Annotated in this window: 15 protein-coding genes and 1 tRNA gene; 12 read left to right on the top strand and 4 right to left on the bottom strand. The window is 37.3% G+C overall.

Features of this window, described 5'->3' with window-relative positions; all coding sequences use genetic code 11:
• The first annotated feature begins 14 nt into the window (after positions 1-14).
• The 7 genes from HDE70_RS09810 to HDE70_RS09780 all read left to right on the top strand — a co-directional run bounded on the left by HDE70_RS09810 (position 15) and on the right by HDE70_RS09780 (position 7,076).
• Positions 15-167 (top strand): hypothetical protein, encoded by a 153-nt coding sequence (locus tag HDE70_RS09810; RefSeq protein ID WP_221302028.1) that lies wholly within the window; start codon positions 15-17, stop codon positions 165-167.
• Between the two features lie 23 nt (positions 168-190).
• Positions 191-964, top strand: coding sequence for an MbnP family protein (locus HDE70_RS09805; RefSeq protein ID WP_183889674.1), 774 nt, complete (start codon positions 191-193; stop codon positions 962-964).
• 30 nt (positions 965-994) lie between these two features.
• Positions 995-1,825, top strand: coding sequence for a DUF4595 domain-containing protein (locus HDE70_RS09800; RefSeq protein WP_183889672.1), 831 nt, complete (start codon positions 995-997; stop codon positions 1,823-1,825).
• A gap of 185 nt (positions 1,826-2,010) precedes the next feature.
• Positions 2,011-2,391 (top strand): hypothetical protein, encoded by a 381-nt coding sequence (locus tag HDE70_RS09795; protein ID WP_183889670.1) that lies wholly within the window; start codon positions 2,011-2,013, stop codon positions 2,389-2,391.
• Between the two features lie 174 nt (positions 2,392-2,565).
• Positions 2,566-4,749, top strand: coding sequence for a TonB-dependent siderophore receptor (locus HDE70_RS09790; RefSeq protein ID WP_183889668.1), 2,184 nt, complete (start codon positions 2,566-2,568; stop codon positions 4,747-4,749).
• Between the two features lie 11 nt (positions 4,750-4,760).
• Complete coding sequence (locus HDE70_RS09785; protein WP_183889666.1) at positions 4,761-5,894, top strand: PepSY-associated TM helix domain-containing protein; 1,134 nt, start codon at positions 4,761-4,763, stop codon at positions 5,892-5,894.
• A 717-nt stretch (positions 5,895-6,611) separates the two neighbouring features.
• Entirely contained in the window at positions 6,612-7,076 is a 465-nt protein-coding gene (locus HDE70_RS09780) for a hypothetical protein (RefSeq protein ID WP_183889664.1), read from the top strand.
• Positions 7,077-7,186: 110 nt separating this feature from the next.
• Here HDE70_RS09780 and HDE70_RS09775 read toward each other — a convergent pair whose 3' ends face one another.
• The 3 genes from HDE70_RS09775 to HDE70_RS09765 all read right to left on the bottom strand — a co-directional run bounded on the left by HDE70_RS09775 (position 7,187) and on the right by HDE70_RS09765 (position 11,080).
• Positions 7,187-8,491 carry a site-specific integrase gene (locus tag HDE70_RS09775; RefSeq protein ID WP_183889655.1) on the bottom strand — a complete coding sequence of 435 codons (1,305 nt, stop codon included), beginning with the start codon at positions 8,489-8,491 and terminating at the stop codon, positions 7,187-7,189.
• 244 nt (positions 8,492-8,735) lie between these two features.
• Positions 8,736-8,808 (bottom strand) — tRNA-Lys (locus tag HDE70_RS09770).
• Positions 8,809-9,013: 205 nt separating this feature from the next.
• The gene (locus HDE70_RS09765) at positions 9,014-11,080 is read right to left on the bottom strand and encodes an OPT family oligopeptide transporter (protein WP_183866977.1); all 2,067 of its coding nucleotides are present in this window, start codon (positions 11,078-11,080) and stop codon (positions 9,014-9,016) included.
• A 243-nt stretch (positions 11,081-11,323) separates the two neighbouring features.
• Here HDE70_RS09765 and HDE70_RS09760 point away from each other — a divergent pair, with 243 nt between their 5' ends.
• From HDE70_RS09760 to HDE70_RS09740, 5 genes are all read left to right on the top strand, one after another.
• On the top strand, positions 11,324-12,022 hold the full coding sequence (locus HDE70_RS09760) for a hypothetical protein (protein ID WP_183889653.1): 699 nt from the start codon (positions 11,324-11,326) through the stop codon (positions 12,020-12,022).
• Positions 12,023-12,058: 36 nt separating this feature from the next.
• A complete protein-coding gene (locus tag HDE70_RS09755; RefSeq protein ID WP_183889651.1) occupies positions 12,059-12,928 on the top strand; it encodes a hypothetical protein in 870 nt (289 codons plus the stop codon).
• A 39-nt stretch (positions 12,929-12,967) separates the two neighbouring features.
• Positions 12,968-14,251 (top strand): short-chain dehydrogenase, encoded by a 1,284-nt coding sequence (locus HDE70_RS09750; protein WP_183889649.1) that lies wholly within the window; start codon positions 12,968-12,970, stop codon positions 14,249-14,251.
• A 131-nt stretch (positions 14,252-14,382) separates the two neighbouring features.
• Positions 14,383-14,979 (top strand): TetR/AcrR family transcriptional regulator, encoded by a 597-nt coding sequence (locus HDE70_RS09745; RefSeq protein WP_183866981.1) that lies wholly within the window; start codon positions 14,383-14,385, stop codon positions 14,977-14,979.
• A 6-nt stretch (positions 14,980-14,985) separates the two neighbouring features.
• Entirely contained in the window at positions 14,986-16,140 is a 1,155-nt protein-coding gene (locus HDE70_RS09740; protein WP_183889647.1) for an FAD-dependent oxidoreductase, read from the top strand.
• Between the two features lie 48 nt (positions 16,141-16,188).
• On the opposite strand, the gene HDE70_RS09735 is transcribed toward HDE70_RS09740, so the two are convergent.
• Complete coding sequence (locus HDE70_RS09735) at positions 16,189-17,661, bottom strand: amino acid permease (protein WP_183889645.1); 1,473 nt, start codon at positions 17,659-17,661, stop codon at positions 16,189-16,191.
• Positions 17,662-17,833: the final 172 nt, after the last annotated feature.

The raw sequence follows: 17,833 nt of genomic DNA, 5'->3' as shown, positions 1-17,833 counted from the left end.
TTATGATGCCCTACATGTTAGTTTTCTTAGTAGCCCTGCTTGTATTTCTATTAAAAGCTGTAATCGATCTATATGCTTTGTTATCGATGGTAAGAAAGGATAAACAAATCATTTCCCAGGATAATGAGAAAGAAGTGGAATATGAGTTTATCAAAGGATTACACTAATTAATGAATTTATAAAAATTAAGATGAACAAAAGATTAATATTAGCGATCTCGGCAATGACATTAAGCCTCTTTTCTTGTAAGAAACAAGATATCCAAATTAAAGATTCAGGGGTGAATTTGATTTTTGATAACGTTGTCGGGAGTCAGGATTTAGTGTTAAATAAGATATTTTCCATTGAAGGAAAAATCTTCCTGTTTAATAGCGTGAGGTATTGGATTAGTAACGTTGAATTTATTCAGGAAAATGGAACTACTTACTCCGTACCAAATTCTTATTATTTGGTCGAAGAAACTGATGCCATAACCATTCAGGAAGGGCTATTTTCCTACCCAGCAGTTAAAAGGGAACAAATAGCCATTAATGCAGTACCAAAAGGTAATTACAAATCTATCAGGTTTCATGTGGGTGTTGATTCAGTAAAAAACAATAACCTCAGCTTATCAGGCGGAGAATTGTCTCCAATGAGCGGGATGACAAATACCTCCTGGATGTGGTATACCAGCTATATATTTTCCTCGGTTAAAGGAACAATGGAAAACGGTACTACTAAACTTCTGAAAGCTGAAACAGGATTGAACAGCAATTATAAAACTGTCGAACTTACTTTTCCTAAAGTACTGCTCGTTTCTGATGCTAAAGATAATGTGGTCACATTGAAAGCTGATATCGTCAAATTGCTGGATGGTGTTGACGCATGGGAGTATCCAACTATAGGTGCTAATTTGCCCGAAAAAATGTCAATTATCTCCAATAATTTCTCCAATAAAGTATTCACTATCAATTCAATTAAGTAACTCACAATGATTAAAAAAACAATTCTCACAATGTCTTATTTTTCTAAATTTTCTTTATTCTTATTTGCCACATTATTTACACTTTCCTGTAAAAAAGACGATAAACAAACTGAGGATCCAAAACAACCTGTATATGAAGTTGCGGGTGTGACTAGTAATTGGTTTAAAGGAGATAGACGCAGTAATGCGGCAGAATCTAAGATAACTTATGACAAAGAAGGCAGAATCGTATTAGGACCTTTAGGAACGGGGGTTATCTCTTTTGAATATTATTCAGATAAGATCACTGTAAAGTATAGCAATCCGGCACCGAATACAGTGACAGACTATTTCACTTTAGATGAAAAAGGCAGAATAAAATCTTTAGTTCGAAAAGCACTCATGCCTTGGGATATAGCAATGAAGGATTATGTTATTCAAGGATTTGAGTATAATAGTGATGGCTTTCTTTCTGCTATTGTAGAGGATGGTAAAAAAGTTGAATTCACCTACAGCAATGGTAATCTGATGAGTTTCAATGATAAATTGAAAGGCGATAATGGTACCACCAATTTTGTATACACAGATGCAGTGTCTCAACATCTTCCACTTGCTGTTACTGTTCCAATTTATCACATTAACTCACTTCACCGCACCCCAACGCCAATCAACGTTCCTTTTGCTATGGCCGTTTTATATAATGGAGGGTATTATGGTAGAGTTTCTAAGAACCAGGTTTCTGAGATCAATACACCTTTAACTTCAACGTCTTATAGATTCATTTATACAAAGGATGATAATGGCCATATTGTTAAAATGAAAGAAACTGGAGATACGAGTATAGATTATATGGAGCATACGTTCAGGTATGTAGAAAAATAAGTGATCTGAGATAAATTTTTACCGATTACATGGTCTCTAAGGGAAGCCGCAGGATAGTTTTTCTTCTGCGGCTTCCTTATGATATTATAGAAGTCAACGATTTATTATTCTATAGGTATTTTGTCTTGAAAATGTTCTTCTCATAGCTTTACGGATCTAATAGATATGTTTATCTTTGCGTTTAAATGATCAACCGGCTTATTGCTATAGTTTTATTAATTGCATTGGCAAGCTCAAACTTTTCAAGGGTTTTTGTTTATGCTGGGTATGAAATGAACCAGAAATATATTGCTACTACAATTTGTGAAAATAAGGATAAGCCTGAAATGCATTGCAATGGTAAATGTTATTTGGCTAAAAAGTTAAAACAAGCGGAAGAGAAAGAAAAAAGACAAGAGGCAAATCGTTCTAAAAAAGGCTTGCAAGACAGTTTGTTTTCAAGACATAGGATTGAATTTAGTCCCGCTGTATGCATTCTCAAAAAGAATATATATTCCGAAATTAGTTTTTCTCTTCCTCAATCGCATTTCGAAATTCTTGATCCACCCCCAAGCTTATGCAGCTAGGATCATATCGCCTTTGTTTCTATTGTTAATATCACAGCTGTCTTTGATTCTATCAAGAAAATAGCTTGATAGGCTTTTTTACAAAATCAAACCTGACAGACTCAAAGGCTCACTTGAAGAAGTAATGTAAATACGTTCCATTGCTTTCAATACTTACAGTTTTATAGAAAAAAAATGAATAAATTATGGATGGTCTGCCTGTTGATGCTATTTGGCACGGTGGTACAGGCTCAAAATTACAAAAAGAATAAAAAAGACAGTGCTGCGGTAAAAGTAGATACTTCTGCCCGGCATTTAAATGAAGTACAGATCAGTTCTAAATATTATAAAAAGTACAAGATAGATAAGTCCTCCAATAGCTTAAAGCTAAAAACACCTTTGTTGCAATTGCCTCAGAATATCCAGGAGATAGATAAAAGCATTATTCTGGATCAGCAGGCAATTAATGTTAATGAGAGCATTACAAGAAATGTTAGTGGCGCAATGCGTAACAATACCGCAGATTTTTATGGTCCATTTATATTTATGAGGGGAGCAGCGATTAATACCTTGCGCAACGGAGTTGACCTTTCTATGATCTATTATGGCCCTGCACCCGAAGATGCCGCAATTATTGACCGCATGGAATTTATTAAGGGGCCCGCGGGTTTTGTGAATTCCATCGGAGATCCGGCAGGTTCATTCAATATTGTAACCAAACAACCCACTGGAGTAACTTCAAACAACATTAGTTTTACTGCAGGCAGTTTTGATCTTTACCGGCTTACAGCTGATTTGGATGGTCATTTTGATAAGGCCAGAAAATGGGAATACAGGCTAAATGCGGTAGGACAGAAGGCCAGATCTTTCCAGAAGTTTGCATTTAATGATAAGGTACTTGTAGATCCGGTCATTAAATACAATATCAATGATCATTCTTACATTTCAGGGGAATATATTTATCAGAAACAGCGATTTGAGCAATACCTTTTAACCGTTTTTTCTCCTAACGGTTTTGCTGCTCTGCCAAAAGATTTCAGCATCGCAGATCCAAATAAAAAACCGGTAAACAGTGGAGAAAATAATGCGTTTTTAACCTACCATAACCAATTCAACGATAAGTGGGACTTTACTGCTAAGGCTACTTTTGCACAGGATAATCTGGACGGTAACTACTTTTTTGTTTCCTCTTACAATAAGAATACCCCTAATCTTCTTCCAAGAAGGGTTACTTACGAACGGTTTAGAACGAATGTGTATTCTTTCCAGGGATTTCTAAATGGAGAATTCAAAACTGGACGTATTACGCATAAGGTTTTAGGTGGATTTGATTTCAACAGGAAAAATTTACTAGCTTATTCAGGCTATAATGATAAGACGGCGAATCCAGCATTGTACAACTTAGATATAAACAATCCTGTATATGGTATTACGTTTGACTCGAATGAAAGAACAGGGCCCTTAGCCGACATTGCCACCAATAAGTCAATGGTAGAATATTATGCTGGTTATATACAAGATGAGTTAAATCTGTTGAATGATAAGTTAAGGCTAACACTGGCAGTAAGACTTACCGGCTCAAAAAGTAGCGTAGCTATTCCAAGTGTTTCAAGTGTATCTGATTTAGTCTTAACCCCTCGTATCGGATTAAGTTATTCCATTAGGCCCGATTTTTCTGCCTATGCTTTATTTGACCAGACCTATACACCCCAAAGTGGGATCAATGCCACTGGTGGAGTATTTGAGCCTTTGCGTGGCAAGAATCTGGAAGCTGGTTTGAAAAAGGATTGGATGGGTGGTAAATGGAATACAACTGTCTCGGTTTATCATATTACCAGAGACAATATCATCGTTACAGATCCATCAACCAATCTTCAAACTCAAATTGGACAAACCAAATCTAAAGGGATTGAGTTCGATCTGAAGGGTGAAATAGTTAAGGGCCTGAATGCTGTGATTAATTATGCTTATACCGATTCTTATATCTCCAAAGATGCACGACCGACCTATATTGGTTTGCCGTCTCCATATGTTGTGAAGCACATGCAGAATACCTGGCTTAATTACGCATTGCCATTCCAAAATATCAAAGGCTTCACCATTTCAGGTGGTTATCAGCTACAAGCCGGCAGAGGTGGCCGATATTCGCAGGAAACAGGTTTGAACCTTGCACCTGTGTTCCGTTTAGATGGTGGCATTGGCTGGTCAAATACCCGGTTTTCCGTCAATGGTATTGTAAACAACATTCTGAACCGTTTTAACTATGGAAGTGCTTGGGTTACACCAGCTCCGGCTGCTGTTGGTCCGGCTACAGGTTTATTTGCCTACGTGCCTTATCCTCCAAGGGAAGCAAGGATTACTTTGGGGTATCATTTTTAACAATTGTTTACATGAAGTTAAAAGTAAGAATCACTAAACAGGCTTTTAAATTACATGGCTGGCTGGGGCTTACAGCAGGAGTATTTCTCCTGCTGTATGGTCTTAGTGGTTCTGCTTTGATGTTCAGAACTGATCTTGACCGTTACTTTAATCCGGAATTACACCAGCTGAATCCAACATCATCCAGGCTTTCTATAGATCACATTTATCGTAGCATTGCTCAAACACATCCAGACCTGAAAAAGATTGTTCTACATGATTTTCCTGCGGACCGTTACGATTGTTATGAGTTCATGCTGTATAAAAACCAGCAAAGTATAACTGAAAATTACCTGTATTTTGTTTTTGTCAACCCCTATACAGGGGAGATATTGAATGAAGGAAGTTACCAGGATATTACGCCTTCCTTCTTCAGATGGCTTTATTCATTTCACTATAGTTTACAACTTGGAATGCCGGGAAAATTATTCAGCGCAATTATTGGACTGATTATGCTGTTATCTCTGATCACCGGAACGATCATTTACAGGAAACATTTCTGGGATGCTTTAAGGTTTAAAGCAGGCCTTAACTTTAAAAACAAAAGGACTACAATTTCATCCTTACACAGGATTGTAGGGGTGTGGGCAGTATTATTTAATGCTTTGTTGTTTTTTACCGGATTCTGGATGAACAAGGAGCACTTTAAACCTTCAGCCTGGAAATTGAATCCTCCGGTAACAGCTTATGAGGTCTCTGCTAATCTAGACCAGGTACTTGAATCAGCCAGATTGAAGGTAAGTGGATTTAAGCCCATAGCCATCAACATTCCCACAGCTCGAGGTCAGGATATTGTTGTTAGGGGGAAGTTACCCTCTACGTCCTTTTTTTTACACCAGGGAAAAGCAAGTGGTTTGTCTTTTGATGCCGTTAACGGGAAATTTAAAAGTATTAGTGATATCGATCAGAAGTCATTTTCTGATCGGTTTGAATGGGAAGTTTATCAATTTCATATAGGCCATTATGGTGGTGATTTTATCAGATGGTTATATGTTATTCTTGGATTAAGCCCGGGTTTACTTTCTATAACAGGAGCAATATTGTGGTGGAAAAGAACCGGAAAAAAAATAACGTTTTACAAGGAGATTTTTTTTGCGTTAAAATAGAATCTAAATATCACTCAAAAACATAAATTAAATGATCTTTATGCACAATGGATATTCATGGGTAAACTTCCATTTTTATCAATTTGTACAAAATGGTTCGACCTTAGTACGGTTGGGTACCAAGCCGGAATTAGCTTAATTTAGACACAGGGATTTTTTCTGAAAGTGATTTTAATAATTTTTTACTCTTTAATAGATTCATACCTAATAAATCGTGCCCATCTAGCCATAGATACAATATTGAATAGAGGATTCATGCCTGCTTTTAGAAGATAATTATCATTAACCTTACTTTATCATTTTGGACCTGACTCAAGCTGATCACTTGGTTTTATGTCGTCGTAATATATACTACATAAATTATCTAAGTATCTTGCAATCTCACCTGGTCTTTCTATAGCTATTGGATGATCTCCACCGAATTAAATAGGTCGCTATAATAAATGCTGATTTAATATTTAAAGCAGGCTGTGGAAAAATTCAATTGATGAAGGAATACCACCAGCAGAAGTACCTATCCCTATAATGAAAAATGTCTACGTCATAGATTATTAATTTGATATAATAACTTCAACAAATTAGATACTCCGTTGTTTATATTATATATAGACAAAGTTAAAGCAAAAGCTTGACTCACTATTTCCTGGATGTTGGACAATAATAATATGTTTATAAATACTTCATCCCTAAGATAAAATTATAACCCATTACCAAGTTATGGTTAAACCTAACGCTGACATCCGCTTATCAACACTCATTCATAAGTACGATTTGCATACAGTCCTTATCTCTAAAGTAATATATGGAATTGAAACACTTGATTTAAGTCTTTTAGGAAATGACGCTGATAAAATCCCATTGTTAATCGGTAGCCAAGTTAAATTGAGATTTGAAGTTGCAAATTTACTAGGGGTAGATGAGGTTCAAAATCCGGATACAATTTTCCGGTTTAATAAAGGCGTCCAATTTAATAGGGGATATCCATCTATAGAGTCTGTCAACTTAGAATGGAAGAAAATTAGTGCCATTTTAAGGGCTGAAATTCTTGAATTAGACAATGAAGATTTATTCACATACTCGGAAGACGATCCCGAAATGAAAGGTACTTTTTTTGATCTGTTATCAGGTATTATTGAAAGAGAGGTTACTATTATTTCAATATTAAATACATTATTGATTTAGATCTAATTTTCCATTAATTTAAAGCAAAATCACATATGATGCCTATTACTCTAAATAGTTTAAGGAGGTAATCACTTTAGTTATTCCCTCCTTAAATTCATAAATTTGGTTTATATGAATGGCGGAAGCTCAGTCTTTTTGAGTTGTCCGTCTGCATCAAATAACAAGTGTTTGGAGAGATTCATTTTTTTGCTAATTCTTTTCTTTTTGATCCTAGCATATCTTTGTGTTGTCCTGATGTTCTTATGTCCGAGCATTTTACTTACATCTTCCAGGGGGAAATCCATAGTGTTGAGCATCAAATCAGCAAAGGTATGTCTGGCTAAATGGCTATTAAGCGGTCGACCAATTCCACATAGGTCAGAAAGCTCCTTTAAATAGCAATTATACCTGAAATTGCTGTTTACTGGAATCAATTTTTTATGAAATATGCAATAAGGATCGTCCTTATATTTCGCAATAATTTCAGTGATTATCGGGAGAATTGGAACCATTTCGGTAACTTTTGTTTTACCTCTTTCCTTGATTAACCACTTTTCATTTTCTGCCCCGACATTTACAATGTTTTGGGGTGATAGATTGTATATATCTTGGTAAGCGAAGCCAGTGAAACACTGAAATATAAATGCGTCTCGTACTTTTATAAGCCTGTCAATGCTAAGATTCTTGCGCCAGATACTTTCGACCTCAAACAATTCTAAAGGTAGAATTTCAGGTTCTTCGGATCCGCATCTAAATTTCTCTATCGGATTACTAATAATCCACTTATTATTTTCAGCGATGTTGAGCAATTGTTTAGTGTTTTTAATCTGCTTCATAGCTGCCGCCTGCTGAATAGATGGTTTTCTTTTAACAATTAAGAAGGTATAAAATTTATGAGCAAAAGACTGATCTATTTCTGAAAGTTCAAGATCCTTAGATTTAAAAGTGTATGTAATAAATTCAGCTATCTTTTTCTTTGTCGATTTCCACTGCTTTAAAGTTTCCTTTGATCTCTGGTTTTTCTCCACTAGTAAAGTGAAGCACTCAATATGAAGAGAGGCCAATTCCAGCAGGGTTGGAATCTTGTTTCCTGTTTGTTCCTTTTTTTTACTATTATCTATTGAAAGGTTTCTATAACTTTTCCTGAGCATTGCAGGGCTTACTATCTCATGCAGTGATTGTAGTATAGTAAAATGCTTTTCAAGTTCACATTGTATCCTGTTTAAGGCTGAATTGATGCTTTTTGCTTCTGGACAAGGCAATATCCTTTTCTTTTCCACATCCCACCTATCATTAGGAATTTTTTTGGCAGTAGAAAACTCTATCTGTTTTCCATCAATGGAAATTCTACAGATAATAGGGGCATAGCCGTTGTTGTCAGCTTTTGATTTACGGTGCCAAAAAAGAATGGACATGTTTTGGTTACTTTTCATTTCTCAATCTGTTAAAGTTAAAAACTTGTTTATGGCCGGATAACCCGGTAACAGCTTGCTCTTTAATAATTTGGAGTCAAATGAATCTTTTTGACTGGTGCCCAAACTTACCAATTAGAATCGGGCACCAGTTAGGGCACCATTCAGATTGGTTTCAGTTGGTGTGAAATGACTTATTATTTTTTGAAAAACACCTTTGAAAAAACATTTTAAACAGAAAAGGCGCAATTTCTTGCGCCTTTCGTGATCCCGCTGGGATTCGAACCCAGGACCACTACATTAAAAGTGTAATGCTCTACCAGCTGAGCTACGGAATCATCATTCTTTTCAGAACAATACTCTAAGCGTTTCCGTTTAAAGTGATGCAAATATAGGAGTAGGGGGCTTATAGTGCAAATAAATATTACCCTTATCTTATAGTAGCCTGATCCTAAGCCTGATTAATTGTATTTAAGGTTAAAAAACTGTTAAATTAACGTGCTAAAGGAGGTTTTGAGAGCGATAAACCTCCTTTAGTGATACCTATTTTATGATATCTTCTGCCTCATTTTTCTTTTTTGAGATGTTGTACAATACAAATCCCATGAAAAGGAAGATCAATACACCCAGTAATTCATAACCACCAGCACCAAACCAGCGGGTAAATAATGGCTGAACATCGACTTTGCTCAGGTTACTCCGTACAGAAGGGATAACCATCAGAATTGCGACGACAACTCCTGCCAGTGCACCACCAGCAACCAGTCCCGTTGCAAAGAGATTTCCAGGGCCTAGTTCTTCTTCTTCCGGAGTTTTTACTTTTTTGCGTTCTTTCCAGTCTACAATTCCTTTGATCGCTCCACCCACAAAAATTGGAAGGGTAGTAGATAAAGGTAAATAAGCCCCTACAGCAAATGATAAAGAATTAATACCACATAACTCTATGGTAACAGCGATAAAAACACCAACCAGTACATATTGCCAGTCAAGGTTAAAAGAAAGCATACCCTTAATTAAAGTAGCCATCAGTGTAGCCTGAGGAGCAGAATACAATTCAGTACCAATCGCATGTTTAATACCTTGTGCAAGCATTTCAGGAGTAGGGGTATCCAGGATACGAACCGTAAGCCCAATCACGATAGAGGATACAATTACACCAATAAATAAGGCGATCTGCTGATATCTTGGTGTTGCCCCAATAATATAACCCGTTTTAAGATCCTGAGACGTTGCACCTGCGTTAGCTGCTGCAATACAAATCATACCACCTACAACCAATGCCATAGGCTCATAAACTTTACCAGTCCATCCAACTGCGATGAAAACAAGACAAGTACCCATGATCGTTGCAATTGTCATTCCTGAAATAGGGTTGTTACTTGATCCGATCAAACCGACAATACGGCTGGATACAGTTACGAAGAATGCACCGAACATTACAACCAGCACACCAATCAGTAAATTGCTTAAGATCCCGTTACTTGGAATTTGTGGTAAAACTGCCACCAGGATAATCAATGCTAAACTTCCCACACCAACAACTTTCAGAGAAAGATCGCGGTCTGTCCGTTTAGTATCTGCTACTGTTTTTCCTTCTTTGATAGAACCTAAACTATCTTTAAATGATGATATAATCGTAGGTATAGTCTTTAATAAAGTGATAAATCCTCCGGCAGCTACGGCGCCTGCACCTATTTGTTTCACATAGGCCTGATAAATTGCCAGTGGATAGTCTGAAAATGTTTGTGTGGCAGGATTCCATCCTACAGAACCGCCTGCTTTGGTAATATCAGCAAGTAATCCAAGTTTTACCAATTGATGAGCTGCTAATGCAGGATCAATTAAAGTTGCTAATAAAGGAATAAGTCCAAGCCATGCCAGTACACCACCCGCTACCAGTACTCCGGCAATTTTCGGCCCGATGATATAACCAACCCCCATATACTCAGGGGTGATTTCTCCGCTAACCTGCGCAGAAGGCAGGAATTTGTTAGCCTGAGTAGTTACCCAGGTTGGTGCTTCTGAAATCACATGGAAAACTTTCTGCATCATTGCATAAATCATGGCAAAACCTAAGCCCCAAAAAGCTGTACGGGCAAATGTTCCGCCTCTTTCTCCGGCTTTCAGTACTGATGCACAGGCTGTTCCCTCAGGATAAGGCAGTGTATCGTGTTCTTTGACAATTAATGATCTTCTTAATGGAATCATCATCATTGTTCCTAAAACTCCTCCAAGAATTGCGAGAATCAGAATGGTCATATAGTTGAAAAATGCCTCTCCTGAACTTTGTCCGCCAATATCCGTACTCAAAAATAGAAATCCCGGAAGGGTAAATACCACTCCGGCAGCTATAGATTCACCGGCAGATCCTGTAGTCTGAATAATATTATTCTCCAGGATCGTAGTCTTAAAAAACTTTTTACCCAGCGTGATTGCCAGTACGGCTATCGGGATTGATGCTGAGACGGTTAATCCTGCTTTTAAAGCGAGATAAACGGTGGCGGCACCAAATATGATCCCGGCAATACATCCCAGTAAAATGGACTTGATTGTAAATTCTGCTACATTACTTTCCGCAGGTATGAAAGGCTTAAAATCTTCTTTAATCATTATAAAAAAATATGGTTTAAAGATATCTTTTTTTGACCACCTAACAAGCCTAAGTAGGAATAAACCATGCATTTTAGTGTTTTAATGAGTGTATTTAGAACACAATGATTGTCAAACAACGGGTCAGATAACCCGTAAAATACTATGAATATACTGTGAAAATTTTAAAATAATTAACCAGTAGTTCAATAGAAAGTGATAAGTTGCGGGTTCTAAAAAGCTTTAGTAGTTTAAATATCAATAATGAATTATCGTAAAATCCTTTTATTATTCTTTTTAATTTTCAGTACTGTATTGATTACTAATGCACAAAGTAAAGTCGTGTTTGAAGAAACATTCAAAAAAAATAAGCTTCAGAAGAATTGGCTGACAGTAAATGGCGACTGGGAGGTTAAAGATCATATGATTCATGGAAGCCGGGATATGAACTGGGCAATTCTGCTTTGTAACAAATCAGTTCCGGAAAACTATATCCTGACATTTTCATCCTTAGTAGAGCCGGAATCAAACCTTTTTGAAGTCATACTTAACTTAAATGGCCCTAAATTTCTTGGAATACTGCTCAATCAGTTAGAAGACAGAGTAGCCATTGAAGACCGTTCCTTACTGCTAAATCTGGATCAAAGAGGAAGTTTTATTCAAAGTACAGGGCATATTGGTACGCTGCCAAAAGTAGACAGACCTAAACTTTATACCTGGCAGAATTGGAAAATACAAAGAACCGGCAACCAGTTTTTTATATGGATAAATGATGAAGAAGTAATCTCTTTTACAGATACCAGAAACTTTGTTAAAGCTAAAGGCCAGATTGGTTTTGCAGTGAGTGGAAAGGCATTTATTAAGGAAGTGCAACTCTTGAGCACAAAAGGAGACGATGCACTTCCGCCACAAAACTTTATCGGTAAACCGCCAGTGAAAAAAATTCCTTTTCACTTCGAATAATCAGATCATACAATTAAATAACTCTAGATGTACGTGTTGAAAATATCAATATTTTTTGTCTTGCTTTTCAGTAGCCTGAATTCCCGTTCGCAAATAAAACCAGTATACAATTGGAAGGGGGGTGAACTTCCTTTATATGAAAAACCAGATACCGGAAGCCGTGTGCTGCTCAAAATTCCCAATGGAGCCAGATTACAGCAAAATGTTAGTCAGGCAGTATTGCCAGCGTTCAATATCATATTAAGCTATTATGGTGTTATGGAATTACCGGGAAAAGAAGAACTAGACAGAAATGGTGGTACATGGTATAGCATGCCTGGAACCTGGACAAAAGTAAAATATCAGGATAAAACCGGGTACGTGCCGCAGCTGTTCTTATCTTGTTTACCGGATTTGCAGGTAGCTAAAAACAGTAAAGATGATTTTGAAGAATTAACAACTGGTTATCTGACCAGGTTCTTTGGTACTCCAGTTTCCAGGAGTAAAAAAGAGTTGCCAAAAGGAAGTAAAGACGAGATTAATTATCAAAAGACTTACCGGTTTAAGAATGGTAACTACCAGGTTTCAGCGTATCAGTATTTCGAGAAAGATGGTCCGGGAGGTGAAACACATACGCTCTTTTTAAAAGGTTTAAAGAAGCATGAAGCTATATTGTTATTGTTAAAGCTGACTTCATATAATGATTCAATAGATATTGATTTTCATGATGTTAAGAAAAGAGTAATGACCAATAGTTTATATGATAAATTCTGCTGGTGGTATAATAAAGATCTGGATAAGGATACGATGAAAGAGCGGAACATTGATACAGAATTCTTTTTTTATCAGGAGGGTGGTTCAGCAAGTATAACGCTGAAAGAAACAAAAGATGGTGTCATTATCACTTACAGCTTCGGAGGCTGTTAAGTTTTAAAATAATCGATTTAAATTATTATTTTTCCCCTAATGAATAGATACTTAACGTGCTCAATTATTGCTTTGATGATGACAGGATGTTCAGGTGAGCAAACTGACAAATTACTATTAGAGAAAGATCGCCTGGGATTAGTGAAGAGCCTGACATCGGATAAGATCATATTCTGGAAATTCGCTAAGCTGGGCGTACGTGCATCCGCTGTAAAGGATACAACGATGCCTGAATATCGTGATCACGCTAAAGAATTACGGGCAGTATCCGGCATTATTGATAAAATGGGTACTGGAAAAAATAATATTTCACTGGTAGATGCTGCGCTATTGTATCGGGATTACAGTAAAATTAAGAGTTTCGTGACCAGGACGGATGAAGATATTTTTCCTCCGTTGTTGGATGGGATACAACCAAAAACGGCGCCCATTCGTCGTTCTGAAGCTGATAAAATTGTATTACAAAACGCAGAGCATGCTGTTTTGAGTATGCTGGCATTGGCAGCGAAAGATTTAGGTATGGAAATCTCTCTTTATGAATGCAGTAAGACACAGCCGGATAAATTACCTGATAGTGAAATAAAAACCTTGCTTCAATTTGTAAGGGGCTTACTATTTTTTACCAACAAGTTTTATTATTTATCGGAGGATGAAATTGGTAATAATATCAAATGGCTTGACAAACAGCAAAAAGTTGATTTGCCTTATACAAGGGCATTTTTCAAGTGGGGTAGGTTTAACAATGAGCAGACACACGTTGCTTTTCATGGTTTAAATCATGTTTTCAGAGGTCTGGATCGTTTAATGATGAAGCGTGATATTGATGAAACAAGGGCATTGGACGACTTTGAAATTTTCCTGGCCGATGCACATCAATTAGGAATTCAGAATGAGACAGTATGGAGCATCGAGAGTTTTGTATATATCAAAAAAGGTAAAAATGAGCAGGCTATAGCTTCTCTGAATAAGTTAAAGACAAGCCCTTTATTAAGTGATAGTGAGCGTGAATCTATACAACAATCTATTGAATATCTGAATAAAAGAGAACCTGATGCAAAACTTGACGGTGTTTATGACAAATTCTTTATTGGTAAAATAGCGACCCGGCAAATGCTGGTTGTTTTGGCTAAAATTGATTGGAGAACATTCCTGAAAGAACACAACGTCGTGCAAACTGATAAAATGTTTGATACTATAGATCGGTTTGAAGTAGTCAATGCGGAGCTGCAAAAGATGAGTGATCCCAAATCCATTATCCAAAAAGGCAATGAGCTGAAAGATAAAAGCAAGAAATTGCTTGACAATATCCCTGATTTATTCTGAAAATAGTTGTTAGTGAGCATTAAAATGGCATCACATCAATTATTTTGTATTCTACTTTGTAAGTAAATGTTTATTTACTTACATTTGTCCTATGATTTATTCTTTTCTGCAACGAAAGGAAATCTTTGACCATGAGACCAAAAAATTTAGAAAAAGAGCAAGCGATCCGTACCATAGCATTACAGATAATTGCAGAGGAGGGATTGGAGAATTTGAGCATGCAGAAGCTTGCGAAAGCAGCTAATGTTTCTCCTCGTACCATTTATATCAAATATGAAAATAAGGAAGACCTCTTAATTACGCTTTTTATTGAAGATGTATTAGGAGCCTATGAAAAAGCTGTATTGGAGAATTTTAATCCGGAGGTGGATTTTCCACAGGGGGTTAAAAAGATCTGGCTGAACACTTTTCGATATCTGAAAGAGAACAGAAACTCTTTCGCACTGCTCCAGTATGGGAAATCGTCACCGCTGCTAAACAAAGCCTTCCAAAAAGAAAATATTAAACAAGGACATTTCTTTGCACCTATACATCATTTTTTACGATCAAATGTCTCCAAAAATATCATCAGGGATTTTCCGCATGATGTACATCGGGCTATGTTGTTTTCTCCACTGCTAGACCTGGTTAATGAATATTTTGACTATCAGGAGAGGCCAGAGCAAATTATTACAGAAAAGATAATTTTAGAATGCTGCGAGGCAGTGATCAAAGGAATGCTTAAATAAACAGAAATGAATACGATTGAAAACAAAAAAATTGCAATAGTAGGAGGAGGTCCGGGCGGGTTAACATTGGCCAGGATTTTACAAAACAGAGGTGCAGCAGTAAAAGTATATGAAAGAGATGCAGATAGTGAGGCAAGGCCGAAAGGAGCTACGCTGGATTTGCATTATGAGTCTGGTTTAAAAGCTATTATAGAGGCTGGCTTGATGGATGAGTTTAAGGCGAATTATCGTCCTGGTGCAGATAAACTGCGGATTGTGGATCAGCATGCCAATATTGTTTTTGATGATCAGGGAAATAGAGAAGAGAGTGAAGCAAAGGAAAGCTTCCGTCCTGAAATTGATCGTGGCCCTTTACAACAAATTTTACTGAACTCTTTACTTCCGGGTACAGTAGAATGGGATTGTCGTTTTGTTTCACTCTCTCCACAAAATGAAGGTTGGAAACTGGAATTTCAAAATGGGACTGCTGCTTATGCTGATCTGGTGATTGCTGCGGATGGTGCAAACTCTAAGATCCGACCCTATATGACTCCTGTAAAAGCTATATATTCCGGAGTTACGGTAGTTGAAGGGGCTGTATATAATAGCGAAATAGCATGCCCTGAAATACATCAGCTATTAAATGATGGAAAAATATTTGCAATGGGAAATGAAAGGTCTCTGATTGTAAGCTCGAAAGGAGATGGGAGCCTGGTGTTTTATACAGGATTTAATATACCGGAATTATGGAGCCGGGAATGCGGAATTGATTTTTCTGATAAAATACAGGTAATTAATTGGTTTAAAAAGGAATATGAAGGTTGGGATAAAGTATGGCTTGAATTGTTTGAAAATGCAAGTTCAGCTTTTATCCCCCGTCCACAATACTATATGCCACTGGATCAAAACTGGGAAGCTTTACCTAATCTGACTATGCTGGGCGATGCAGCGCACTTGATGCCTCCTTATGCAGGTGAAGGTGTAAATATGGCTATGCTCGATGCCCTGGAATTAAGTGATTGCCTGATCAATAGTGATTTTACTGATATCAAATCTGCGATTGCTGCTTATGAAGAGAACATGCGTACCCGGGCTGTAGAAGTTACTGAAGCTACATTGGAATCGACCGCTGCTTTACATTCTCCGGATGCTATTTCTTATATGATTAATATTATTAGTTAAGATAAATAGTAAAAAAATTGCAACAGGCAGATCAGCAAGACAAAAGAGCTATAATTCCGGGTTACCATTACTTTCCCGGTGTTGTTTTCTGAGTTTGCTGTTCTTTTTTCCGTAAAGGAAGTAAAAAACTATTCCTGCGGCCATCCAGATAAATAGACGTTCCCAGCTTTCAATAGGTAAACCGGCCATTAAGCAGACACATACAGCGATACCCAGAATTGGAACAAGAGGAACAAAAGGTACTTTAAATGACCTTGGGATTTCCGGGTTTGTACGTCTTAAAATGATTACTCCAAGTGCTACCAATGAGAAAGCAAATAAAGTTCCGATGCTGACCATGTGACCCAAATCTGAAATTGGGACCAGGCCAGCTAATAGTCCTACGAATACCAGGAAAAACAAGTTGCTTTTCCATGGTGTTTTAAAACGGGGATGAATATTACTGAAGAATCCGGGTAATAGTCCATCTTTGGACATGCTATAGAAAACACGTGATTGCCCTAGTAACATGACTAAAATTACAGAAGTATAACCAGCTAGAATGGCGATGATTAATGCGCTGTTCAAAAAATGATAGCCTGTGACCGCAAAAGCGGTAGCAGCAGGGCTTGCATCACCTTTAAACGCCGTATAAGGAGCCAGACCAGTCATCACATAAGAGAAAGCAACATACAGAACCGTCGCTACCAATAAAGAACCAATAATACCAATAGGCATATCTTTTTGTGGGTTTTTAGCTTCCTGGGCGGCGGTAGAGACTGCATCAAAACCAATAAAGCCAAAAAAGACAACAGCTGCGCCTCTTACAATTCCAGACCAGCCGAAATGTCCGAATTCTCCTGTGTTTTCAGGAATAAACGGGCTGTAATTAGCTGTATTGATGAAAGACCAGCCTAAGGCAATGAAAAGAAGGATAACACTTATTTTTAAAATTACCAGTAAATTATTTATAGTTGCAGATTCTTGTGTCCCTTTAACTAAAACCAATGAAAGGATAACAACAATAAAAACTGCGGGTAGGTTGATAATTCCTCCTTGTAAAAGCGTTCCATCAGCTAGTTTGACCGGATCAAATGGAGAGCTGGTTAATTCAGGTGGCAGATGGATTTGTAATTGTGCTAATAATTTGACGGCATAACTAGACCAGCTTACCGCAACTGTGGCAGAGGCCAGTGCATATTCAAGAACTAAATCCCAGCCGATAATCCAGGCCATAAATTCACCTAATGTAGCGTAAGTGTAAGTATAAGCAGAACCAGCAACGGGTATCATAGATGCATATTCTGCATAACAAAGCGCACAAAATGCACAAGCTACACCTGCAAGAATGAAAGATAGAATAACGGCAGGCCCTGCATTTTCAGAAGCGACGATTCCGGTAAGCGAGAAGATCCCGGCCCCGACAATTGCGCCAATACCTAATGCGATCAGATTATAAGGGCCCAATGTTCGGGTAAGCCCATTCCCGTCCTTATTTTTTTGTTCTTCTATGAGCAGTGTTATTGGTTTTTTGAACAGCATATGTAATTTTTGAAGGATAAACGCTTGTATAGTTAAATGGATTTCCGGGGGCAAATGTATAAATAATATAATTAAACTACTAAACTGGTAGTCTTTATTCTGGCGTTAAAATTGAGTAAAGAAGAAGGAGCAGAGGAGTTGATTGTTTTGGCTTCGTTATGAAGCTAATTAA

Source organism: Pedobacter cryoconitis, from assembly GCF_014200595.1.
Classification (GTDB): domain Bacteria; phylum Bacteroidota; class Bacteroidia; order Sphingobacteriales; family Sphingobacteriaceae; genus Pedobacter; species Pedobacter cryoconitis_C.
The sequence above is the reverse complement of the archived record's forward strand: the minus strand, read 5'-3'. Positions and strand labels throughout refer to the sequence as shown.